The following is a 23052-nucleotide window of genomic DNA, read 5'->3' on the forward strand; positions in this document are numbered from 1 at the left end:
GACGCTAACGCGTCTTATCCAGCCTACGGGTGCACAACCTCGTACTTATTAGCCGTAGCGAAACTCCACGCCAAATGTCCCGCGCGGGTATTCCCACTTTTCCAGCGCTGTATCAAGTCCGAGAATGCGGCACGTTCCGCACTCCAGGCATCCGGCATAATCAAAACGGACGCTGCCATCGTCCTGCTTTTTATACAGTCCGGCTGGACAAGCCTTAATCAGCACTTCCAGCGTCTGTTTATCAGGATCGGTTTTGAGAATGATATGCGGGCTGTCTTCATCCACATTGAATTTATTGACGCCCAGTTTGACGTCCACATTGACGGGAGATGTCATAATACGGTCACTCCTTTCAGGCCATCTTTCATCAGGTTGATGAAGCCCACTTTCTTCGCATGGCGCAGGATTTTTTTGCGCATTGGCACCGGAGCGGAACCATCCACGGTGAACAGGTCGCGCGCGATACTGACCGCCATTTCGGGATAGGCGGTAAACATGCGTGGGTTATCAAGGAAAGCGGGAAGCTTCTGATACATGCGCATATCGCGCATTGGACCATCATCGAGATGCTGACGGTATTCGCCCAGCGACTGCTTGCTGAAGTCGTCGCGCTTCATCGCGGAAAGCACCGTTTTCGCCGCCGCTTCGCCTGCTGATATGGCGAGATCCATACCGCGGATGGTAAAGCCGAGGTTCATACACATTCCGGCAGCATCACCGGCAATCAGTACTCCGTCACCCACCAGTTCAGGCTGCATATTCATACCGGCCTCCGGTACGACGTGCGCGGCATATTCCAGCAGCTTGCCACCGGCGATCAGTGGGGCAACCGCCGGATGCTGTTTGAAATCTTCCAGCATTTGCGGGACCGATTTTTTAGCATCTTTCAGATGATGAAGCCCGCAGACCAGCCCCAGAGAAAGGGTCGTTTCATTTGTATAGAGGAAGCCCCCGCCCATCAGACCATCGGTCGGTGAACCGGCAAACAGGCAGGCTGCGCCTTCGTTCCCCTGTAACTGGAAACGATCTTCAATCACCGATTTTGGCAATTCGATCAGCTCTTTTACGCCAACGGCAACATGAGATGCCTCAACGCGCCTGGCCATGCCCAGTTTTTCTGCCAACAAAGAATTCACCCCGTCAGCGAGGATCACCACTTTGGCTTCCAGAATATCGCCGTCGGCTTCCACGCCCACGACTTTGCCTTCTCGCTGCACAACGTTATCCACGCGAATACCGGTGATAAGCTGGGCTCCCGCTTCCTCGGCCTGCTCCATCAGCCAGGCGTCAAATTTGCTGCGTAAGACGGAATAAGAAACCTGCGACGATGCGGCCTCTTCACCATTGCAATAGTCGATGGTCATCGCCCCTTTGTCGGTCATAAAGGCGAGTTTTTCGTGGGTAATTATGCGTTCAATGGGAGCCTGCTCAGCAAAACCGGGAATGATGCGCTCCAGGCTATGCGCATACATGCGCCCACCGGTGACATTCTTCGCGCCAGCAGAATTGCCGCGCTCGATGACCAGCACCTGTGCACCTTCCCGAGCCAGCACCAGCGCCGCAACCGAACCGGCCAGACCTGCACCCACGATGATGGCATCAAAGATATCTTCGGACATACGTACTCCTGTCAGTGGCAGGATACTTTCGCACCCTGCCCGAATGGTTTAACGCGCCAGAGCAGCCGTCAGCGCAGGCAGGATCTTCAGCGCATCGCCAACGATGCCAAAATCTGCGTACTGGAAGATCGGCGCATTTTTATCTTTGTTGATGGCGAAAATCGTCTGCGCGCCGTTGGCGCCGACCATATGTTGGATCTGCCCGGAGATCCCCACGGCCAGGTACAGTTCTGGTTTGAGCATCAGGTTGGAAATGCCGACGTAGCGTTCGTGCTCCATCCACTTCTCGTTTTCAGCCACCGGACGCGAACAGGCCAGCTCAGCGCCAATGGTCTGGCACAATGCTTCAGCCAACGAGATATTTTCTTTGCTACCAATACCGCGTCCCACGCTGACCACCAGACGGGCTTTGTCGAGATCGACGCTGTTGCTCTGACGCGCCTGAGTTGCCGTACGGGTCACGGCAATAGCCGGAGCCTGCCACTGGACGGTGTGCACCTCGCCGCTGCGGGCGGTATCCGGTTGCTGCGCGTCAAACGTTCCGCTGCTGAGTGTGATCACAGCAAACGGTGAAGCGATTGTTTCTGCTCCCATCGCCAGGCCGCCGTAGACCATATGTTTGACCGCTGCTTTTCCGTCCTCCACCGCGACTGCACTGGCGTCGTTTGAAACCGCAGCCGACAAGCGAAAGCCCAGCTTTGCCGCTAACAGCTTGCCCCGACGCGTATTCGGCAGCAGCACCGCGCCGCCCTCGCTGTGCTGACGAATGGTCTCGGCCATCGCATCGGCGTAGTCTTCAACCATACGGTCTTCTGGTTTGCCGCTGAGCAGCCAGACATGAGCTGCGCCTAAATGGCATGCCGCCGCGCTGTCCTCATCGCTGAGTACAAATGTGTTAACGTTTTCACCTAAAGCCTGCGCACCATTCATCAGTTCCGGCAGACGAGAAGGGGTATCGCTGAATACCCAGACACTGGAAAATTTGTTCATAACATCCCCTGATAATTAAATGATTTTGCGAAGATTCTCGACAAACGCGGCAATCTGTTCTTCACCGTCACCTTCAATCACAACGCGCTGACGCTCGCGCTGCTTCGGTGCGGCAACCTGTTGTTCGGAATACGCTTGCGCGCCGTTCAGACCAATGTCCGCAGATGACCAGACCTGAACCGGTTTTTTCGCCGCGCCAAGAATGGCTTTCATGGAAGGGATTTGAGGGGTGTTGATGTCAGTAGAAACCGCGATCACCGCCGGAAGCGGGATACTCAGGGTTTCAACTTCATCTTCCAGTTCACGCTCTACCGTCAGCGTGTTGTCGGTAAGAGAGAGGATTTTACTCACGCCGTTAATCGCCGGCACGTTCAGCATTTCGCCCACCAGCAGACCAACCTGCTGAGCATAAAGATCGGAAGAACCGTCGCCGCAAATAAGCAGATCAAAACCTGACTTTTGTGCGGCGGCAGCCAGCGCGGTGGCGGTTTGTTGCGGCAGCGCCTGTTCAAATTGATCGTCAATGACAACAATCAGTTCGTCAGGGCCACGGGAGAGCACATCTTTGCGCCCTTTTGCATTGGTCAGCGCTTTGCCGCCGACGCTCATGGCCACAACCTGAGCCTCTCCCACCTGCTGTTTTAACTGGCAAGCCGCTTCGATCGCGTTCAGATCATATTGGCTGATTTTGCCATCCGCTTTGCTGAAATCGAGTGTTCCATCAGCATTATTAATCGCAATATCCTGCTCATCAGGTACGCATTTGTAGCAAGTAATTATCTTCATTGCATCTCCAGAAATCATGAAGGAAACGTATTTATATCGGCGGTGTTAAATACAGATATCACGCTCTTTAATTCGGAAATAAAACATTAATCACCAATATTGAAAATGTCACACATTGATATTCGTAACTTTCAATAGTGTTATGTACTTCACCAATATTGAAAGAAACATGTCAAACACGAAAATTTTCAATATTGTTTGCTGGTTCAACAATATTGAACGTCAGTCACTTAAAAAAGTTAAAAAACCAACATCAACACAATGATTAATAAAGAAAATACCTGGATTTTCAGACAAAATAACCAGCATAAAAAAGTGTGACACAGATAACAGAATCACCGGAAATGAATACCCATTATGAGTTACTCAATGAGGCGCCCCAGAGGTTAAAAAGTTATCAACAAATCATTAATAACAAATAAACAAACGATCACATACGGGCACGCTAAATAAATTTCGTTTTCACACTGGAATTCACTTATGAAAAATGAAAAGAGAAAGTCGGGAATTGAACCGAAGGTTTTTTTTCCGCCATTAATAATTGTTGGGATACTTTGTTGGCTAACAGTAAGAGATCTTGATGCCGCTAACGTCGTTATTAATGCGGTATTCAGTTATGTCACCAACGTCTGGGGTTGGGCATTCGAATGGTATATGGTCATCATGCTCTTCGGCTGGTTCTGGTTAGTCTTTGGCCCGTATTCGAAAAAGAAATTAGGTGACGAAAAACCCGAGTTTAGTACCGCCAGCTGGATTTTTATGATGTTCGCGTCCTGTACATCCGCCGCGGTGCTGTTCTGGGGTTCCATTGAGATCTACTACTATATCTCTACCCCGCCGTTTGCTCTCGCCCCCAACTCCGTTGGCGCAAAAGAGATAGCTCTGGCGTACAGCTTGTTCCACTGGGGACCGCTGCCGTGGGCAACCTACAGCTTCCTTTCAGTCGCATTCGCCTACTTCTTCTTTGTCCGCAAAATGGACGTTATCCGTCCCAGTTCCACGCTGGTGCCATTAGTGGGCGAGAAGCATGCCAAGGGCTTGTTCGGCACCATCGTCGATAACTTCTATCTGGTGGCGCTGATCTTCGCGATGGGAACCAGCCTCGGTCTCGCTACCCCGCTGGTAACCGAGTGTATGCAATGGCTGTTCGGTATTCCGCATACGCTGCAACTCGACGCCATCATCATTACCTGCTGGATCATATTGAACGCCATTTGCGTGGCCTGCGGCCTGCAAAAAGGGGTCAAGATCGCCAGCGACGTACGTAGTTACCTGAGCTTCCTGATGCTCGGCTGGGTGTTTATCGTCAGCGGCGCCAGCTTCATCATGAACTACTTCACCGACTCGGTCGGCATGCTGCTGATGCATCTGCCACGCATGCTGTTCTACACCGATGCCATCGGCAAAGGCGGCTTCCCGCAGGGCTGGACTGTTTTCTACTGGGCGTGGTGGGTTATTTACGCCATCCAGATGAGTATCTTCCTGGCGCGTATTTCTCGCGGTCGTACCGTACGTGAACTGTGTTTCGGGATGGTGCTGGGCCTGACCGCATCAACCTGGATCCTGTGGACAGTCCTTGGCAGCAACACGCTGCTGCTGATGGATAAAAACATTCTCAACATCCCGCAGCTGATTGAACAACACGGCGTGGCGCGCGCCATTATCGAAACCTGGGCTGCTTTACCGCTCAGCACCGCCACCATGTGGGGATTCTTTATCCTCTGCTTTATTGCCACCGTCACGCTAATTAACGCCTGCTCCTACACCCTGGCGATGTCCACCTGTCGCGAAGTTCGTGATGGTGAAGAACCGCCGCTGTTGGTGCGTATCGGTTGGTCCGTTCTGGTCGGCGTCATCGGCATCGTTCTGCTGGCGCTGGGTGGGTTGAAGCCCATTCAGACCGCAATTATCGCCGGTGGATGTCCGCTGTTCTTCGTCAACATCATGGTGACGCTGTCCTTTATTAAAGACGCCAAAGTGCACTGGAAAGACAAGTAATTCTTATTAACCCAATTGATCAAGAGGCTGAAAGATGGATTTCAACTTAAATGACGAGCAGGAACTGTTTGTCGCCGGTATTCGTGAACTGATGGCCAGTGAGAACTGGGAAGCTTATTTTGCCGAGTGCGATCGCGACAGCGTCTACCCTGAGCGTTTTGTAAAAGCGCTGGCGGATATGGGCATCGATAGTCTGTTGATCCCGGAAGAACACGGTGGGCTGGAAGCGGGATTTGTCACCGTTGCCGCCGTCTGGATGGAACTCGGACGTCTTGGCGCGCCAACTTACGTGTTGTACCAATTGCCGGGCGGTTTTAACACTTTCCTGCGTGAAGGAACTCAGGAGCAAATTGATAAAATCATGGCGTTCCAGGGCACCGGTAAGCAGATGTGGAACTCTGCTATCACCGAACCGGGAGCGGGATCGGATGTTGGCAGTCTGAAAACCACTTATACACGCAAAAATGGTAAGGTTTATCTTAATGGCAGTAAGTGCTTTATCACCAGTAGCGCCTATACCCCGTACATCGTAGTGATGGCGAGAGATGGTGCATCGCCGGATAAACCTGTTTATACCGAGTGGTTTGTTGACATGAGCAAGGCGGGTATCAAGGTCAACAAACTGGAGAAACTCGGTCTGCGCATGGATAGCTGCTGTGAAATCACCTTTGATGACGTTGAACTGGACGAGAAAGACATGTTCGGTCGGGAAGGTAATGGCTTCAACCGTGTGAAAGAAGAGTTTGACCATGAACGCTTCCTCGTCGCGCTGACCAACTACGGTACGGCAATGTGCGCTTTTGAAGACGCCGCGCGTTATGCCAACCAACGCGTACAGTTTGGCGAAACGATCGGCCGTTTCCAGCTGATCCAGGAGAAGTTCGCGCACATGGCGATCAAACTGAATTCCATGAAAAACATGCTGCTGGAAGCCGCATGGAAAGCGGATAACGGCACCATTACCTCGGGTGACGCGGCAATGTGTAAATACTTCTGCGCCAATGCCGCGTTCGAAGTGGTAGACACCGCTATGCAGGTACTGGGCGGAGTAGGCATCGCGGGTAACCATCGCATCACGCGTTTCTGGCGTGACCTGCGCGTTGACCGTGTTTCTGGTGGTTCTGACGAAATGCAGATCCTGACGTTGGGTCGTGCGGTACTCAAGCAATACCGCTAATTCAGCACGATTCGTAGGCCGGATGGCGGCACGAGCGCCTTATCCGGCCTACATGGACACCCATAAATGCCAGGAGAAAAATGATGACTCATTTACCAATGCCAGCCTTTGGCCCGCTTTCCGGGGTACGCGTTGTCTTTTCAGGGATCGAAATTGCCGGTCCGTTCGCCGGACAGATGTTCGCCGAATGGGGTGCTGAGGTTATCTGGATTGAAAACGTCGCATGGGCCGATACCATCCGCGTGCAGCCTAACTATCCACAGCTCTCACGCCGTAACCTGCACGCCCTGTCGCTGAATATTTTCAAAGATGAAGGTCGGGAAGCGTTTCTGAAGCTGATGGAAACCACCGATATTTTCATTGAAGCCAGTAAAGGCCCGGCCTTTGCCCGCCGCGGTATTACCGATGAAGTGCTGTGGGAACATAACCCGAAACTGGTTATCGCCCACCTTTCCGGCTTCGGCCAGTTTGGTACCGAGGAGTACACCAATCTTCCGGCGTATAACACCATCGCACAGGCGTTCAGCGGCTATCTGATCCAAAACGGCGACGTGGATCAGCCAATGCCCGCCTTCCCGTACACCGCCGATTACTTCTCTGGGATGACAGCAACGACAGCGGCGCTGGCGGCCCTGCACAAAGTGCGCGAAACGGGTAAAGGTGAAAGCATCGATATCGCTATGTACGAAGTGATGCTGCGCATGGGTCAGTATTTCATGATGGATTACTTCAACGGCGGCGAAATTTGCCCACGCATGACCAAAGGCAAAGACCCGTATTACGCTGGCTGCGGCCTGTATAAATGCGCCAATGGCTATATCGTCATGGAGCTGGTCGGCATCACGCAAATCAACGAGTGCTTCAAGGATATTGGCCTCGCCCACATTCTTGGCACACCGGAAGTCCCGGAAGGCACCCAGCTTATTCATCGTGTGGAATGCCCTTACGGCCCGCTCGTGGAAGAGAAACTGGACGCCTGGCTGGCAACGCACACCATCGCCGAAGTCCAGGCGCGCTTTGCTGAGCTGAACATCGCCTGCGCGAAGGTGCTGACCATTCCAGAACTGGAAGGCAACCCGCAGTACGTTGCCCGTGAATCTATCACTCAGTGGCAAACGATGGACGGTCGCACCTGCAAAGGGCCAAACATCATGCCGAAATTTAAAAACAACCCGGGGAAAATCTGGCGCGGCATGCCGTCACATGGCATGGATACTGCCGCCATTCTGAAAAACATTGGTTATAGCGAAGCAGACATAAATGAGCTGGTCGGCAAAGGCCTGGCCAGAGTTGAGGAATAAACGCGACGCGCTGACCGCTCGTTGGTTAGCGCTCACGCCTGATTTCAGTGGATAAAGCAATATGGATATCGTTGGCGGACAAAACTTACGTCAGATGTGGGACGACCTGGCCGGGGTGTACGGAGATAAAACGGCGTTAATTTTCGAATCCTGCGAAGGAGTCGTTCGGCAGTTTAGCTATGCCTCGCTCAATGAAGAGATTAACCGCACGGCAAACCTGTTCCATTCCTTAGGGATCCGCAAGGGCGATAAGGTCGCATTGCATCTGGATAACTGTCCGGAATTCATTTTCTGCTGGTTTGGGCTGGCAAAAATTGGCGCCATCATGGTACCGATTAATGCCCGCTTGCTGGGTGAAGAAAGTGCCTGGATCCTGCAAAACAGCCAGGTAAGCCTGCTGGTCACCAGCGCCCAGTTTTATCATATGTACCGCCAGATACGGCTGGAAAATAGCACCCCGCTTAATCATATCTGTCTGATTGGCGAACAGCTTCCGGCTGACGACGGCGTGAGTCACTTTACCCAACTGCAATCCCGCCAGTCCGCCACGCTGTGCTATACACCTGCGTTATCCACTGACGATACGGCGGAAATTCTGTTTACCTCAGGCACCACCTCTCGACCTAAAGGGGTGGTAATTACCCACTACAACCTGCGTTTTGCGGGCTATTACTCTGCCTGGCAAATTGCTCTGCGTAATGATGACGTCTACATGACGGTGATGCCCGCTTTTCATATCGACTGTCAGTGTACCGCCGCAATGCCCGCATTCTCCGCAGGCAGCACCTTTGTGCTGCTAGAGAAGTACAGTGCCAGGGCGTTCTGGAATCAGGTGCATAGATATAAGGCGACGGTTACCGAATGCATTCCGATGATGATAAGAACGCTAATGGTGCAGCCCGCTGCACCAACCGACAGACAGCATCACCTGCGCGAAGTGATGTTCTACCTCAATTTATCTGAGCAGGAAAAAGACGATTTTACCGAACGCTTTGGCGTCAGGCTGCTGACCTCCTACGGTATGACTGAAACCATCGTCGGTATTATCGGCGACCGTCCCGGTGACAAACGACGCTGGCCCTCCATTGGCCGCGTGGGATTTAGCTATGAAGCCGAAATCCGTGACGATCACAACCGTCCCCTGCCCGCCGGAGAAATTGGCGAAATCTGCATTAAAGGCGTGCCGGGCAAAACCATCTTCAAAGAGTACTACGCGCAGCCGGAGGCGACCGCCAAAGCGCTGGAACCTGGGGGCTGGTTACATACCGGTGATTCGGGCTATCAGGATGAGGATGGCTATTTTTATTTCGTCGACAGACGCTGCAACATGATTAAACGCGGCGGGGAAAATGTCTCCTGCGTCGAGCTGGAAAATATTATTTCTGCACATCCGAAAATTCAGGACATTGTGGTTGTCGGTATTAAAGATTCAATCCGTGATGAAGCCATTAAAGCGTTTATCGTCCTTAATGAAGGTGAAACATTAAGTGAAGCCGAGTTCTTCAGCTTCTGCGAAAACAATATGGCGAAATTCAAGGTTCCCTCTTTTATGGAGATAAGAACCGACCTGCCGCGCAATTGTTCAGGAAAAATAATCAAAAAAAATCTGAAATAACCCTTCCGACAGGAACTCCTCCTGCCGGGAAATCTATTTATCTGGAGATGAACTATGAGTGAATCATTACATCTGACCCGTAACGGCCCGATCCTGGAAATTACCCTCGACCGGCCTAAAGCCAATGCCATTGACGCCAAAACCAGCTTTGCCATGGGTGAAGCATTTCTTAATTTTCGTGACGACCCGGAATTACGCGTAGCGATTATCACCGGTGGCGGTGAGAAATTCTTTTCTGCGGGCTGGGACTTAAAAGCAGCGGCTGAAGGTGAAGCGCCGGACGCCGATTTTGGCCCAGGCGGCTTCGCCGGTTTAACCGAAATTTTCGACCTCGATAAGCCGGTCATCGCTGCGGTTAACGGCTATGCGTTTGGCGGTGGTTTTGAATTGGCGCTGGCGGCGGATTTTATCGTCTGCGCGGAAAACGCCAGCTTCGCGCTACCGGAAGCCAAGCTCGGCATCGTGCCTGACAGCGGTGGCGTACTGCGTCTGCCTAAATTGCTGCCACCGGCAATCGTCAATGAAATGGTGATGACCGGCAGACGAATGGGCGCCGAAGAAGCGCTGCGCTGGGGCATCGTCAACCGCGTTGTCAGCCAGAGCGAACTGATGGATAGCGCGCGTGAACTGGCGCAGCAGTTGGTGAATAGCGCCCCGCTCGCGATCGCCGCACTGAAAGAGATTTACCGCACCACCAGCGAAATGCCGGTGGAAGAAGGCTACCGCTACATCCGCAGCGGCGTGCTGAAGCACTATCCATCAGTGCTGCATTCGCAAGATGCGCTTGAAGGACCGCAGGCGTTTGCCGAAAAACGCGACCCGGTGTGGAAAGGTCGTTAATGTGCCGATGCCGGATAGCGATTCGCTTATCCGGCAATAAAACCGAGATAAAACGATGAGCTACTACGCCTTTGAGGGCCTGATTCCGGTGGTACATCCGGATGCCTTTGTCCATCCCAGCGCCGTACTGATTGGCGATGTCATTGTGGGTGCCGGTGTTTATATTGGCCCGCACGCGTCATTGCGTGGTGATTATGGTCGCTTGATCCTGGAGGCAGGTTCTAATCTGCAGGATGGCTGCATTATGCACGGCTACTGCGACACCGATACCATCGTGCATAAGAACGGGCACATCGGCCATGGCGCAATCCTGCACGGTTGCGTGGTGGGCAGAGATGCGCTGATCGGCATGAACAGCGTCATTATGGACGGCGCAGTGATTGGCGAAGAGAGCATTGTCGCCGCCATGAGCTTTGTCAAAGCCGGATTTCAGGGAGAGGCAAGGCAGATGCTGGTAGGCTCACCCGCTCGCGTATTGCGTGAAGTCACAGACCAGGAACTGCACTGGAAACGGCTAAACACCAAAGAATATCAGGATCTTGCAATCCGCTGCCAAACTGGTCTACACGAAACGCTGCCCTTAACGCGGGTCGAAGAAAACCGGCCGCGCCTGAAAGGCACGACGGACGTAAAACCCAAATCAGCACAGTAATTGATGCCGGATGCGCTCACGCTTATCCGGCCTACGCGTCAATCACCGTTTATGCCACCATCAGGCAAACTAATTATTAGCGACGCATACTCTTGGAGAGCATCATCTGCCATTTCTGCTCACGATTAAGCTCTGTTGGAGGAACAGCGGACAGGCGCGGCGTTTTCGCCACACTTACCTTTTTTTCCTGCAAATTGTGATTCAATCGGCGGTAGAGATGAGAATCAATACTAATGACTTTTACCAGACGCTGGCACTGGCAGCCCCGACCAGCAATCTGATTCGGGATCATCTTAACTTCACAAACAATTTCTCCCACTTCCGACAGAATATAAGAGAGCGTATTAATTGCTTTGCAGTGTTCAATATCAAAATGGCGGGAAATTTCCTTGGCGGTAATCCAACGATCCTCAGCCATCATCCAGTCGGCAATTAACAAATAAAGCGGTCTTTCAACATATTTTTCACACATAAGCACACCATTTCACAAATTAAAAATCTGGCTACGGCCTGTCCAAATTAATAAAAACTAAGCCATATTAAAATTGTGGATATGAAGGATAGTATGCGACTTAAATATTGAATAGTGTGAGCAATATCGTGCTTATTACATTGAAAATGTGGTTACGTAAACGGACTTGTCCAGGAATGACCTTACGCAAGATAAAAAAGGGTTTCTTTACAGAAACCCTTTCAAAATTATATTACAGGTCCGGTTAGAGCAATATCCGCCGGACCCTTTATTTACGACTTTTTGATCTGCGCGTGCATTTCCTGAACCGACGTCACCTTCTCGGTAGCATCAGCATTCAGCGCCATTGCTGTGGCGAAACCGCCGTTCAGCGTAGTGTCATAATGCACTTTGTACTGCAGCGCGCTGCGGCGAATCAGCTTGGAGTCTTCAATCGCCTGACGACCTTCGGTGGTATTGATGATGTAGGTATATTCGCCATTCTTAATACGGTCCTGAATGTGCGGACGACCTTCATGCACCTTGTTCACCAGACGTGGATTGATACCCGCTTCACCCAGAACAATCGCGGTCCCGTGCGTCGCATCCAGCTCGAAGCCAAACTTCAGCAGTTTCGCCGCAAGGTCAACCACGCGCTCTTTATCGCCTTCGCGAACGGAGAGCAGCGCACGACCCTGTTTTTTCATGGTGGAGCTACTGCCCAACTGTGCCTTGGCGAACGCTTCCGCGAAGGTACGGCCCACGCCCATCACTTCCCCGGTAGAGCGCATTTCTGGCCCTAACAGCGGGTCAACGCCCGGGAATTTGTTGAACGGCAGCACCACTTCTTTTACCGAGTAGTACGGCGGGATTACTTCTTTGGTTACGCCCTGCTGTGCCAGCGTTTTCCCGGCCATCACGCGCGCCGCGACTTTCGCCAGCGGTACACCGGTAGCCTTGGAGACGAACGGAACGGTACGCGCCGCACGCGGGTTCACTTCAATCAGGTAAACTTCGTTATTCTTCACCGCAAACTGAACGTTCATCAGACCGCGAACCTGCAGTTCGAAGGCCAGTTTCTGCACCTGTTGGCGCATCACATCCTGAATTTCCTGGCTCAGGGTGTACGCTGGCAGGGAACATGCGGAGTCACCGGAGTGTACACCCGCCTGTTCGATGTGCTCCATGATACCGCCAATCAGCACCATTTCGCCGTCGCAGATAGCGTCCACGTCCACTTCAACCGCATCGTCAAGGAAACGGTCCAGCAATACCGGCGCATCGTTAGAAACGCTGACCGCGGTCTGGAAGTAGCGACGCAGGTCGGCTTCGTCGTAGACGATTTCCATCGCGCGACCACCGAGAACATACGATGGACGCACCACCAGCGGGTAGCCAATCTCTTTCGCCTTCTCAACGGCCATCTCAATGGCGGTTACGGTAGCGTTCGCCGGTTGTTTCAGCTTCAGACGGTCAACCGCCTGCTGGAAACGCTCGCGGTCTTCCGCACGGTCGATGGCATCCGGGCTGGTACCAATAACCGGCACACCTGCCGCTTCCAGCGCACGCGCCAGCTTCAGCGGGGTCTGGCCGCCGTACTGTACGATGACGCCTTTCGGCTTCTCGATACGCACGATTTCCAGTACGTCTTCCAGCGTGACCGGCTCGAAGTACAGGCGGTCGGAGGTGTCGTAATCGGTTGAAACCGTTTCCGGGTTACAGTTGACCATGATGGTCTCGTAACCGTCTTCACGTAGCGCCAGCGAGGCGTGTACGCAGCAGTAGTCGAACTCAATGCCCTGACCGATACGGTTTGGACCACCGCCCAGCACCATGATTTTATCGCGGTCGACGGACGGATTCGCTTCGCACTCATCTTCATAGGTGGAGTACATGTAAGCGGTGTCGGTGGCAAATTCTGCCGCACAGGTATCCACGCGTTTGTAAACCGGATGCAGGTTATACTGGTCACGCAGCTTGCGGATTTCCGCTTCGCGAACGCCAGCCAGTTTCGCCAGACGCGCATCGGCGAAACCTTTACGCTTCAGTACACGCAGGAAGTCAGCGTCAAGCCCGTTGATGCCAAGGTCGGTGACTTTTTCTTCCAGGCGTACCAGCTCTTCAATCTGCACCAGGAACCAGCGGTCAATGTTGGTCAGGTTGAACACGCCATCGACGGACAGGCCAGCACGGAAGGCATCGGCGATGTACCAGATGCGCTCAGCGCCAGCGTCTTTCAGCTCGCGACGGATTTTAGTCAGTGCTTCCGGGTCGTCCAGGCTTACTTTCGGGTCGAAACCGGTCGCGCCCACTTCCAGACCGCGCAGCGCTTTCTGCAGCGATTCCTGCTGGGTGCGGCCAATCGCCATCACTTCACCGACAGATTTCATCTGCGTGGTCAGACGGTCATTAGCGCCAACGAATTTCTCGAAGTTGAAGCGTGGAATTTTCGTCACAACGTAGTCGATGGACGGCTCAAACGAGGCCGGAGTACGGCCACCGGTGATGTCGTTCATCAGTTCGTCGAGGGTGTAACCTACGGCCAGCTTGGCAGCGACTTTCGCAATCGGGAAGCCGGTAGCTTTGGACGCCAGCGCCGAGGAGCGGGATACGCGCGGGTTCATCTCGATGACAATCAGGCGACCGTTTTTCGGGTTTACCGCAAACTGGACGTTAGAACCGCCAGTTTCTACGCCGATTTCACGCAGTACCGCCATCGAGGCGTTACGCATGATTTGATATTCTTTGTCGGTTAGCGTCTGGGCAGGTGCTACGGTGATGGAGTCACCGGTATGGATGCCCATCGCATCGAAGTTTTCGATGGAGCAGACGATGATGCAGTTGTCGTTTTTATCACGCACCACTTCCATCTCGTACTCTTTCCAGCCAATCAGTGATTCATCAATCAGCAGCTCGTTGGTTGGGGAAAGATCCAGACCGCGTTCGCAGATTTCTTCGAACTCTTCGCGGTTGTAGGCGATACCGCCACCGGTGCCGCCCATGGTGAAGCTAGGACGGATAATGCACGGGAAGCCAACGTCAGCGGCAACCGCCAGCGCTTCTTCCATGGTGTGAGCGATGCCTGAACGCGCGGTGTCGAGACCAATCTTCTTCATCGCGATATCGAAGCGACGACGGTCTTCCGCTTTATCAATGGCATCCGCCGTTGCGCCAATCATGGTCACGCCGAACTCAGCCAGTACGCCCTGGCGTTCCAGTTCCAGCGCACAGTTCAGCGCTGTCTGACCGCCCATGGTTGGCAGCACCGCGTCCGGGCGTTCTTTCTCAATAATTTTGCGTACTACTTCCCAGTGAATCGGCTCGATGTAGGTGGCATCGGCCATTTCCGGGTCGGTCATGATGGTTGCCGGGTTTGAGTTCACCAGAATAACGCGGTAACCCTCTTCACGCAGGGCTTTACACGCCTGCGCACCGGAATAGTCAAACTCACACGCCTGACCGATAACAATCGGACCCGCGCCCAGAATCAGGATACTTTTTATGTCTGTACGTTTTGGCATGGCTCTTTTACTCCTGATTATTTCGCGGACTGACGGTATTGCTCAATTAACTCGATAAAGTGGTCGAACAGCGGTGCAGCGTCGTGCGGACCCGGACTCGCTTCAGGATGCCCCTGGAAGCTAAACGCCGGTTTGTCGGTACGATGAATCCCCTGCAGGGTGCCATCGAACAGTGACTTGTGGGTCACGCGCAGGTTGGCAGGCATCGACGCTTCATCTACGGCAAAACCATGGTTCTGTGCGGTGATCATCACGGTGTTGTTATCAATATCTTTTACCGGATGGTTGCCGCCGTGGTGGCCAAACTTCATCTTAATGGTCTTCGCACCGCTCGCCAGCGCCAGCAGCTGATGGCCGAGGCAGATGCCAAATACCGGAATATCGGTTTCGAGGAATTTCTGAATCGCGGTAATTGCGTAGTCGCACGGCGCCGGGTCGCCAGGGCCGTTGGACAGGAAGATACCGTCCGGATTCATCTTCAGGACTTCTTCTGCAGAGGTTTTCGCCGGTACAACCGTCAGGCGGCAGCCGCGGTCCGCTAACATACGCAGAATGTTACGTTTGGCACCGAAATCGTAAGCCACAACGTGGAACGGCAGCTCATCAGCGGATTTTGCTTCCGGCAGGTCACCGGCCAGCGTCCAGCTCCCCTGCGTCCAGCTATAAGGCTCCGCGGTGGTCACTTCTTTCGCCAGATCCATACCATTCAGGCCAGGGAAAGCTTTTGCTTTTTCCAGTGCCAGCGCCGCATCCGGGTTATCGCCCGCGATGATGCAGCCGTTCTGTGCACCCTTTTCACGCAGCAAACGCGTCAGCTTACGGGTATCGATATCAGCAATCGCCACAATGTTATGGCGCTTGAGGTAAGAAGAGAGGTCTTCGGTATCGCGGAAGTTGCTGGCAATCAGCGGCAGGTCGCGGATGACCAGGCCTTGCGCATGTACCTGAGAAGATTCTGCATCGGCTTCATTGGTGCCGACATTACCGATATGAGGATAAGTAAGAGTGACGATTTGGCGGGAATAGGAAGGATCAGTGAGGATTTCTTGATAACCGGTCATTGAAGTATTGAAAACGACTTCCCCAACCGCCGAACCTGTTGCCCCTATGGCCCGACCGTGAAACTGGGTTCCGTCTTCCAGAACCAATAGCGCTGACTTAATCAAAACACCCTCCAGAGAATATTCACTCACTTTATTTGCATATTAATTCATTAACACCTCATGAATCAATGCAAATTTGCTTACCTATGGATTTCTGGCAAACGGCGGCATTCTAGAGATAGCCCACGTAAAAGTCTACCCAAAAGGGTAATTTTTATTATTATTTTACGCCATTGGGATAAATCACACGATTTAACAGGCAAAAAGATCAGCTAACTCAGGGTGGAAAACGCTTGCGGCAGGCAAAGAGTGTAAAAACAGAATGTAAGAGAGAAAAAAGTGGACCATTTGGTCAAAATTTACATTGAGATAACAAAAACACCCAACAAAACATATAAAAACACCAATCTGAAAGAAAAAACATACTAAAAAGCTAAAAATAAAAGGGCAATAAAATATTGCCCTATGTAATCAAATAATTATGATTACAATAACCACATCACGAAGGGTAATGAAAGCTATAAACTGCGTAAATCAAGCACATCTTTCATATCAAAAAGACCATTTGACTTTGATTTTAGCCAAATCGCCGATCGCACTGCGCCATTGGCAAAAGTCATGCGGCTGGACGCTTTATGCGTGATCTCAATACGCTCGCCAATATCAGCAAACATTGCGGTATGCTCCCCGACGATATCCCCCGCCCGCACCGTGGCAAAACCGATCGTGCCCGGTACGCGCTCACCGGTGTAACCTTCACGCGAATAGACAGCGCACTCTTTTAAATCTTTATCCAGCGCCCCGGCAATTGCCTCGCCCATCGCCAGCGCAGTGCCTGACGGCGCATCAACTTTATGGCGGTGGTGGGCTTCAATAATCTCGATATCGGTGTAATCGCCCATCACTTTCGCCGCCTTCTCCAGCAGCTTAAGCATGACGTTAACGCCAACGCTAAAGTTCGCGGCGAAAACGATAGCAATCTCCTGCGCAGCATCGCGAATAGCCTGTTTACCGGCGTCATCAAAGCCGGTGGTGCCAATCACCATCCCTTTACCGTGCTGGCGGCAAAACGCCAGATGCGCCAGCGTGCCTTCCGGGCGGGTAAAATCGATGAAAACATCGAAATCATCTTTCACCGCTTCAAGACTGCTTTGCACGGTAACGCCCGTTTTCCCGGCTCCCGCTAACTCTCCGGCATCGCTTCCCAGCAAGGACGAGCCTTCGCGCTCCAGCGCCGCGCCGAGCTGTACGCCTTCCATGCCGAGAGTGGCCTGAATCAACTGACGCCCCATGCGTCCTCCGGCTCCCGCGATGGCAACGCGGATTTGTGCATCATGCATAGCTATTCTCTTTTGTTAATTTTACGTAAATCGTTTTCAGATTAACCAGCACAACGCTGCGCCGCCAGCCGAAAACGTCGATAATTAGAATTTAATGATAAACAGGCAGAGATATCAGTAAAAGGCATGACGATCAGCTAAAACCACATGATTCTCTGACCACCAGCGCAGGCGGTAGAATAATACGTTTCGGTGGTTCGTCATTTCCCTGAATGCGACTATAAAGCAGTTCCCCGGCCTTGCGACCTATCTCTTTTGCCGCCACCGACACGGTGGTGAGCGCAGGTTGAACCAGCGCCGCTTCAGTGATGTCGTCGAACCCCACCAGCGCAAAATCACGCCCAGGTTCGCGCCCCATTTTACGTAATGCCTGCATGACCCCAAGCGCCACGATATCCTGGTAACAAACGGCGGCGGTAATTTGCGGGAAGCGCAGAAGAAGCGACTCCGCCGCTTTTGCGCCGTCAATTTGGCTGGCCTGCGTCGCCACTATCCATTGCGGATTCGGCGATATTCCGTGCTCCAGCAACGTGCTGGTGAATCCACCGATACGCTGCGCCCGGCTCCCGGAACTTGGGCTGCCCCCAATAAACGCAATATTCTTGTGCCCCATTTTGACTAAATGGGTAGTGGCCATTTGCGTACCGAGAAAGTTATCAGTGCCCACAAAATCAAAATCAGGATCGCTAAGGGGACGGACCACCATGATGGCGGGAATATTGCGCCGTTTCAGCGCTTCGAAGAAGGAGGTCGGCGTTTCGCGCGCCGCACAGAGCACCATGCCGCAGGCATTATTGCGCATCAACGAATCAACAAATTTTTGCTGCCGTTCTCCTGACTCTTCGCTGTTTGCCAGAAACAGCAGCAGGTCATGCCTCTCCATCTCATGGCTTAGCCCTGCCGTCATCTCACCATAAAAAGGGTTAGTGATATCGTGTAACAACAATCCGACCTGATTACTGCTCCGGTTACGCAGGTTGGCGGCGGTTTGATTATAAACGTAGCCAGCATCGTCCAGCGCTTTGAGCACGCGGTCACGCGTGGCCTGAGAAATACGCCCCCGGTTACGCAATACCATTGAAACGGTTGCCGTGGAGACTCCCGCGCGTTCCGCTACCTGCGCCAACGTGACTGTTGTCATGACTTCTCCTGATTTATTGCGAAGGTTAATCGAATAACCGAAATCTTGTCTTTATACGTGTGATTCACATCACGCTAACGTGCTTTTCACCGCACGGGATTCTGATTATGGCGGGTTAATCGCGTTAACCACACTATGAAAATAAGGTTAATCGATTAATCTTAAATAAGCCAACACGGAGACAGAAAATGCGTACAACCTATAATAAATTCCCTGAGGTTAACGTTCAGGGCTATGACAACCACGCCTGGCAGGGTTGGTCGTCGATCCATTCAGTGATTAACACCAAAGTTTCTGGCGCAAGCAAAACCGTATTGATCGTGGATTGCTATCCGGGCGTGCGGCTTGAAGAGCTGGAGCAACAGCTCGTGACGACATTAGATGCCGCACTGGTGTTGAATATTGAATCCGCCCGCCGCGATGAGCAGGCCCTGCATGATTTACTGGCGCGTAACCTGACCGACGATCGCGTATTCGGCGTGCTTTCCTGCCATCACCTGGATGAATTTTTTGATAGCGACAAACTCAGCCAGCTTCGCCAACAGATTGATGCCGTTAGTGAAGGGCTGGTCGTGGTATACGGCTCTGGCGCTGCATTGGCACACCCGGGTGACGTGCTTGTTTATGCTGACCTTCCGCGCTGGGAAATTCAGCAGCGCATGCGCCATGACGGGCTGGGTAACTGGGGGGCAGAAAACCAGGATGAAGATATTCTTCGTCGTTACAAACGTGCTTTTTTCATTGAATGGCGGGTCTTCGACAAACACAAAACGCCGTTACTCAAACGCGCCGATTATTTGCTCGATACCACGGTAGAAAATAGTCCCGCGATGGTCAGCGGCGACGCGCTACGCGCCGGTCTGCAACAAACCACCCAACAACCGTTTCGCGTTGCTCCTTTCTTTGACCCAGGCGTCTGGGGCGGGCAATGGATGAAACAACGCTTCGATCTCGATCCCTCAGCCCCCAATTACGCGTGGTGTTTTGATTGCGTGCCCGAGGAAAACAGCCTGTTACTGCGTTTTGGCAACGTGCGGATCGAGATCCCCTCTCAGGATCTGGTGCTGACCCTTCCCCGTCCCCTGCTGGGCGAAAAAGTTCACGCGCGCTTTGGCGCGGAATTCCCGATCCGTTTTGACTTTCTTGACACTATTGGCGGCCAGAATTTGAGCTTTCAGGTTCATCCGCTCACCGAATACATTCAGCAGCAGTTTGGCATGCACTATACCCAGGATGAGAGCTATTACATTCTCGAAGCCGAGCCAGACGCCGTGGTGTATCTCGGCACCAAAACCGGGATCGCGCCGCAGGATATGCTCGACGATCTCCGGGCCGCGGGGCGTGGTGAAAAAACGTTTGATGATGAACGATTCGTGAATCAGATCCCTGCGCATAAACACGATCACTTCCTGATCCCCGCCGGAACTGTTCACTGTTCAGGAGCGGGCACCATGGTGCTGGAGATCAGCGCAACGCCGTATATTTTCACCTTCAAACTGTGGGACTGGGGTCGCTTAGGGTTAGACGGCTTACCACGCCCGGTGCATCTGGATCACGGTCAGCAGGTTATTGACTGGCAGCGTGACACGCAATGGGTGCACGACAACCTGGTCAACCGCATTGAACCTATCGCTGAAGGAGAAGGTTGGCGAGAAGAAAGAACCGGGATGCACGAACGCGAGTTTATCGAAACGCGTCGCCACTGGTTTACGGCACCGGTCACTCACCATACCCATGGCGGCGTAAACGTCCTGAATCTGGTCGAAGGTGCTCAGGCCGTTGTTGAAAGCCCGAGCGGCGCGTTTGCCCCGTTTGTCGTCAACTATGCAGAGACCTTTATCATCCCTGCTGCCGTTGGAGAGTATCGCATTTCGCCGTTTGGCAAAGGCATCGGTCAACAGCTTGCCACGATTAAAGCCTGGGTCAGAGGATAAGCGCATGATTAACGTTATTGTTGCCACCCATGGTCCCCTGGCGGAAGCGCTTCTCGCCAGCGGTCGTATGGTTTACGGAGAATTACCGCATGTTTACCCCGTCACGCTGAGTGAACAGGCAGGTATCGAAGGGTTTAAGCAGACATTTTCTCAAGTTCTCGCAAGTGCCGGGAAAGACGCTGACGGCGTTCTGGTGCTGTGTGACATGCAAAGCGGTACACCGTGGAATGTCGCCTGCCATCATGCGTTTTCTGCACAAACGGTTCCTCCCGTTGCCGTTGTGGCGGGAGTCAATTTCCCAATGTTGTTACAAAGCGAAGAGATCTGCCATTTAACGGACGTTCACGCCGCAGCCGTCGAGCTGCTGGCGTTGACGGTACCCACGCTGATTAAAGCCGCCCCGGTTTTATCCGTTCAGTCCGACGATTTTTAAAGGAAACCACTATGAGTATTTCTTTTGTACGTATCGATGACCGCGTAATCCATGGGCAGCTCGTGACACGCTGGGCCAAAGAGCTGCCCTGTGACGGAATTGTCGCTATAGACGACGCCGTCGCGGCCGACCCTCTGCTCTCTTCGGTGATGAAAGGCGCCGTACAGGACACCAAAGTCTGGTTGTTTGATACGGCCACCGCGATTGAAAAACTGCCAAAAGTCATTGCCAGCGAGAAGCGTTATTTTGTCATTGGTAAATCCCCCGTGACGCTCAAACGCATTGAAGAAGCGGGTATCAGCCTGAAAAATGCCAACGGCAAGATTAATGTGGGTCCAATGAGTGCTCGTGCTGATACCACCACCATCGGCCCGAATCAGTCGGTCAACGGGGATGAAATTGCCGCTTTTGACTGGCTAACGCAGCATGGGCACCTGGTTGAGTTTCGCCTGGTGCCTGATGCCAGTTGCTACAGCTGGCAGGACGCACGTCAGAAGCTGAAATAAGGAGCGCACGATGATTATCGAAGCTACGTTGATTGGCATACTTTGCTATCTCGGCGCCCTCAGCAGTCCCTGGCTGCTGGGACTGACCGGCGGCTGGTACCTGATCACCCGCCCGCTGATTTCCGGAATGCTGGTCGGGATTATTCTCGGCGACATTAAAACCGGGATCATGATTGGCGTTGCGGTTCAGGCGGTGTATATCGCGATGGTCACGCCCGGCGGTTCAATGCCCGCCGACCTCAACTTTGTCGCTTACCCGGCAATTGCTTTAGGGATCCTTTCCGGAAAAGGCCCTGAAGTCGCGGTCGCGCTGGCGGCCACAATCGGTATCGCCGGAACCATTTTGTTTAACGCGATGATGGTACTGAACTCTTTCTGGAATCACCGGGCAGATGTGGCGCTGGAACGGGGCGATGAACGCGGTATTTACCTGAACAGCGCCGTCTGGCCACAGGTGACAAACTTTGTCCTGCGTTTTGTTCCGACCTTTATTGCGGTCTACTTCGGGGCGCAATACATCAGCGGCTTTATGGACAGTTTGCCGAAAATTGTTCTGTCGACGATGAACGTACTGGGCGGCATTTTACCCGCCGTCGGGATCGCGATTTTGCTCAAGCAGATCATCAAAAACTACACCATGTTGATCTACTTCCTCGTCGGTTTTGTCTGTATCGTCTTTTTAAAACTCAACATGGTCGCGCTGGTGATCGTCGGTTCACTGCTGGCGTTGATCCATTACAACTACAAACCGGAACCGCCGCAGGCCGCGAATGCAAAGTCGGTAGCCGATGTTGATGAGGATGAATTCTGATGGAAGAACGTACACTTACGCGTAAAGATCTTCGCCGCTGTTGGCGCGCATGGATGATGCACAACTTGTCGTCGATGAGCTTTGAACGTCTGGAATCTTTTGGCTTTTGTCTGAGCATGCTTCCGGTGGCGAAAAAGCTCTATCCCGACGCGGCCCAACGAACTGAGATGCTGCGCCGCCACGCCTCGTTTTATAATACGGAACCCCAGATAGGCGCGATCGTAAATGGCATGGTGCTGGGGCTGGAAGAGAAAAAAGCGAACGGTGAGCCGATCGATGGGGAGACCATCAATACCCTGAAAGTTGGTCTGATGGGCCCTATTGCCGGGATCGGCGATTCAATGATCCCTGGCATGTTGATCCCTATCCTGCTCAGCATCGGTATGGCCCTGGCGGCCGGCGGTAATATTCTGGGGCCACTGTTTTATACCGTTGCCTGGTTGGCTATCATCATTCCCGGCTCGTGGTTCCTGTTCCTGAAAGGCTACAAGATGGGTTCCGGCTCGGTGGAAATGCTGGTGAGCAGCAAGTCTGCCCGTCTGCGTGAAGCGTTATCGCTGCTGGGCGTGTTTGTCATGGGGGGCGTGGCGGCAAGTTACGTTAAGCTTGGCACCGGGCTGGAATTTATTACCAAAGATGGGGTGAATATCCATGTTCAACAAATGCTGGACGGTATCTTCCCGCAGTTACTGCCGCTGATTGTGGTACTTGGCACCTGGTATCTGATGGCCAAGCGTGGTGTGTCGCCAGTGAAAGCGATGATTTTACTGTTGATACTGGCCGCCCTCGGCGTCGCCACGGGCCTGTTTGCGGGGTAGTGCCTGTCATTTGCCG

The 23052-nt window shown here is 52.9% G+C and carries 20 protein-coding genes; 11 read left to right on the forward strand and 9 right to left on the reverse strand.

Translation table 11 applies throughout. The features are described from left to right. Positions 1–48: 48 nt before the first annotated feature. Genes fixX through OGY83_RS15845 form a run of 4 tightly spaced genes read right to left on the reverse strand, consistent with a single transcriptional unit; the run spans position 49 to position 3395 of the window. Complete coding sequence (gene fixX / locus OGY83_RS15830) at positions 49–336, reverse strand: ferredoxin-like protein FixX (RefSeq protein ID WP_048219741.1); 288 nt, start codon at positions 334–336, stop codon at positions 49–51. Next, a complete protein-coding gene (locus OGY83_RS15835) occupies positions 333–1619 on the reverse strand; it encodes an FAD-dependent oxidoreductase (protein WP_286636286.1) in 1287 nt (428 codons plus the stop codon). The genes fixX and OGY83_RS15835 overlap by 4 nt, the downstream gene beginning before the upstream one ends. A gap of 48 nt (positions 1620–1667) precedes the next feature. Beyond that, a complete protein-coding gene (locus OGY83_RS15840) occupies positions 1668–2609 on the reverse strand; it encodes an electron transfer flavoprotein subunit alpha/FixB family protein (RefSeq protein ID WP_286636287.1) in 942 nt (313 codons plus the stop codon). Positions 2610–2624: 15 nt separating this feature from the next. Beyond that, entirely contained in the window at positions 2625–3395 is a 771-nt protein-coding gene (locus tag OGY83_RS15845) for an electron transfer flavoprotein FixA (RefSeq protein ID WP_286636288.1), read from the reverse strand. A gap of 480 nt (positions 3396–3875) precedes the next feature. Between OGY83_RS15845 and caiT the strand changes: the two genes are divergently transcribed. The 6 genes from caiT (at position 3876) to caiE (ending at position 10978) form a co-directional block, all read left to right on the forward strand. Beyond that, positions 3876–5393, forward strand: a complete 1518-nt coding sequence (caiT, locus tag OGY83_RS15850) for an L-carnitine/gamma-butyrobetaine antiporter (protein WP_079937117.1) — start codon at positions 3876–3878, stop codon at positions 5391–5393. Between the two features lie 34 nt (positions 5394–5427). Beyond that, positions 5428–6570, forward strand: a complete 1143-nt coding sequence (gene caiA, locus OGY83_RS15855; protein WP_003018898.1) for a crotonobetainyl-CoA dehydrogenase — start codon at positions 5428–5430, stop codon at positions 6568–6570. A gap of 83 nt (positions 6571–6653) precedes the next feature. Next, complete coding sequence (gene caiB / locus OGY83_RS15860) at positions 6654–7871, forward strand: L-carnitine CoA-transferase (RefSeq protein ID WP_286636423.1); 1218 nt, start codon at positions 6654–6656, stop codon at positions 7869–7871. A gap of 61 nt (positions 7872–7932) precedes the next feature. Then, positions 7933–9486 carry a crotonobetaine/carnitine-CoA ligase gene (gene caiC, locus OGY83_RS15865; protein ID WP_286636290.1) on the forward strand — a complete coding sequence of 518 codons (1554 nt, stop codon included), beginning with the start codon at positions 7933–7935 and terminating at the stop codon, positions 9484–9486. 54 nt (positions 9487–9540) lie between these two features. Then, a complete protein-coding gene (caiD, locus tag OGY83_RS15870; protein ID WP_220393749.1) occupies positions 9541–10326 on the forward strand; it encodes a crotonobetainyl-CoA hydratase in 786 nt (261 codons plus the stop codon). A gap of 55 nt (positions 10327–10381) precedes the next feature. Then, positions 10382–10978 carry a carnitine operon protein CaiE gene (caiE, locus tag OGY83_RS15875; RefSeq protein ID WP_123268682.1) on the forward strand — a complete coding sequence of 199 codons (597 nt, stop codon included), beginning with the start codon at positions 10382–10384 and terminating at the stop codon, positions 10976–10978. 76 nt (positions 10979–11054) lie between these two features. Here caiE and caiF read toward each other — a convergent pair whose 3' ends face one another. From caiF to OGY83_RS15900, 5 genes are all read right to left on the reverse strand, one after another. Beyond that, positions 11055–11450, reverse strand: a complete 396-nt coding sequence (caiF, locus tag OGY83_RS15880) for a carnitine metabolism transcriptional regulator CaiF (protein WP_079937121.1) — start codon at positions 11448–11450, stop codon at positions 11055–11057. Positions 11451–11722: 272 nt separating this feature from the next. Then, entirely contained in the window at positions 11723–14950 is a 3228-nt protein-coding gene (gene carB / locus OGY83_RS15885) for a carbamoyl-phosphate synthase large subunit (RefSeq protein ID WP_079937122.1), read from the reverse strand. 17 nt (positions 14951–14967) lie between these two features. After that, complete coding sequence (carA, locus tag OGY83_RS15890) at positions 14968–16116, reverse strand: glutamine-hydrolyzing carbamoyl-phosphate synthase small subunit (RefSeq protein WP_079937123.1); 1149 nt, start codon at positions 16114–16116, stop codon at positions 14968–14970. Positions 16117–16571: 455 nt separating this feature from the next. Beyond that, entirely contained in the window at positions 16572–17393 is an 822-nt protein-coding gene (gene dapB, locus OGY83_RS15895; protein WP_286636292.1) for a 4-hydroxy-tetrahydrodipicolinate reductase, read from the reverse strand. Positions 17394–17526: 133 nt separating this feature from the next. Beyond that, entirely contained in the window at positions 17527–18534 is a 1008-nt protein-coding gene (locus tag OGY83_RS15900) for a LacI family DNA-binding transcriptional regulator (RefSeq protein WP_087052195.1), read from the reverse strand. A 188-nt stretch (positions 18535–18722) separates the two neighbouring features. Between OGY83_RS15900 and OGY83_RS15905 the strand changes: the two genes are divergently transcribed. Genes OGY83_RS15905 through OGY83_RS15925 form a run of 5 tightly spaced genes read left to right on the forward strand, consistent with a single transcriptional unit; the run spans position 18723 to position 23036 of the window. Continuing rightward, on the forward strand, positions 18723–20468 hold the full coding sequence (locus tag OGY83_RS15905) for a class I mannose-6-phosphate isomerase (RefSeq protein WP_286636294.1): 1746 nt from the start codon (positions 18723–18725) through the stop codon (positions 20466–20468). Between the two features lie 4 nt (positions 20469–20472). Continuing rightward, positions 20473–20901, forward strand: a complete 429-nt coding sequence (locus OGY83_RS15910; RefSeq protein ID WP_048214970.1) for a PTS sugar transporter subunit IIA — start codon at positions 20473–20475, stop codon at positions 20899–20901. A gap of 11 nt (positions 20902–20912) precedes the next feature. Further along, complete coding sequence (locus tag OGY83_RS15915; RefSeq protein WP_003837349.1) at positions 20913–21407, forward strand: PTS sugar transporter subunit IIB; 495 nt, start codon at positions 20913–20915, stop codon at positions 21405–21407. Between the two features lie 10 nt (positions 21408–21417). Beyond that, the gene (locus OGY83_RS15920) at positions 21418–22218 is read left to right on the forward strand and encodes a PTS mannose/fructose/sorbose/N-acetylgalactosamine transporter subunit IIC (RefSeq protein WP_191213432.1); all 801 of its coding nucleotides are present in this window, start codon (positions 21418–21420) and stop codon (positions 22216–22218) included. Continuing rightward, positions 22218–23036, forward strand: coding sequence for a PTS system mannose/fructose/sorbose family transporter subunit IID (locus OGY83_RS15925; RefSeq protein ID WP_016151643.1), 819 nt, complete (start codon positions 22218–22220; stop codon positions 23034–23036). The genes OGY83_RS15920 and OGY83_RS15925 overlap by 1 nt, the downstream gene beginning before the upstream one ends. The last annotated feature ends 16 nt before the right edge of the window (positions 23037–23052 follow it).

This window comes from Citrobacter sp. Cpo090, from assembly GCF_030332665.1.
In the GTDB taxonomy this organism is placed as follows: Bacteria; Pseudomonadota; Gammaproteobacteria; order Enterobacterales; family Enterobacteriaceae; genus Citrobacter; species Citrobacter portucalensis.

Bases quoted from the DNA above. Each gene is read 5' to 3' on its own strand.
- dapB (WP_286636292.1), bottom strand. From the start codon at position 17,393: ATGCATGATGCACAAATCCGCGTTGCCATCGCGGGAGCCGGAGGACGC.
- caiF (WP_079937121.1), bottom strand. From the start codon at position 11,450: ATGTGTGAAAAATATGTTGAAAGACCGCTTTATTTGTTAATTGCCGAC.
- caiB (WP_286636423.1), top strand. From the start codon at position 6,654: ATGACTCATTTACCAATGCCAGCCTTTGGCCCGCTTTCCGGGGTACGC.
- OGY83_RS15910 (WP_048214970.1), top strand. From the start codon at position 20,473: ATGATTAACGTTATTGTTGCCACCCATGGTCCCCTGGCGGAAGCGCTT.
- caiT (WP_079937117.1), top strand. From the start codon at position 3,876: ATGAAAAATGAAAAGAGAAAGTCGGGAATTGAACCGAAGGTTTTTTTT.
- caiA (WP_003018898.1), top strand. From the start codon at position 5,428: ATGGATTTCAACTTAAATGACGAGCAGGAACTGTTTGTCGCCGGTATT.
- OGY83_RS15920 (WP_191213432.1), top strand. From the start codon at position 21,418: ATGATTATCGAAGCTACGTTGATTGGCATACTTTGCTATCTCGGCGCC.
- OGY83_RS15900 (WP_087052195.1), bottom strand. From the start codon at position 18,534: ATGACAACAGTCACGTTGGCGCAGGTAGCGGAACGCGCGGGAGTCTCC.
- OGY83_RS15835 (WP_286636286.1), bottom strand. From the start codon at position 1,619: ATGTCCGAAGATATCTTTGATGCCATCATCGTGGGTGCAGGTCTGGCC.
- caiC (WP_286636290.1), top strand. From the start codon at position 7,933: ATGGATATCGTTGGCGGACAAAACTTACGTCAGATGTGGGACGACCTG.
- caiE (WP_123268682.1), top strand. From the start codon at position 10,382: ATGAGCTACTACGCCTTTGAGGGCCTGATTCCGGTGGTACATCCGGAT.
- OGY83_RS15840 (WP_286636287.1), bottom strand. From the start codon at position 2,609: ATGAACAAATTTTCCAGTGTCTGGGTATTCAGCGATACCCCTTCTCGT.
- OGY83_RS15915 (WP_003837349.1), top strand. From the start codon at position 20,913: ATGAGTATTTCTTTTGTACGTATCGATGACCGCGTAATCCATGGGCAG.
- OGY83_RS15925 (WP_016151643.1), top strand. From the start codon at position 22,218: ATGGAAGAACGTACACTTACGCGTAAAGATCTTCGCCGCTGTTGGCGC.
- OGY83_RS15905 (WP_286636294.1), top strand. From the start codon at position 18,723: ATGCGTACAACCTATAATAAATTCCCTGAGGTTAACGTTCAGGGCTAT.
- carB (WP_079937122.1), bottom strand. From the start codon at position 14,950: ATGCCAAAACGTACAGACATAAAAAGTATCCTGATTCTGGGCGCGGGT.
- caiD (WP_220393749.1), top strand. From the start codon at position 9,541: ATGAGTGAATCATTACATCTGACCCGTAACGGCCCGATCCTGGAAATT.
- fixX (WP_048219741.1), bottom strand. From the start codon at position 336: ATGACATCTCCCGTCAATGTGGACGTCAAACTGGGCGTCAATAAATTC.
- OGY83_RS15845 (WP_286636288.1), bottom strand. From the start codon at position 3,395: ATGAAGATAATTACTTGCTACAAATGCGTACCTGATGAGCAGGATATT.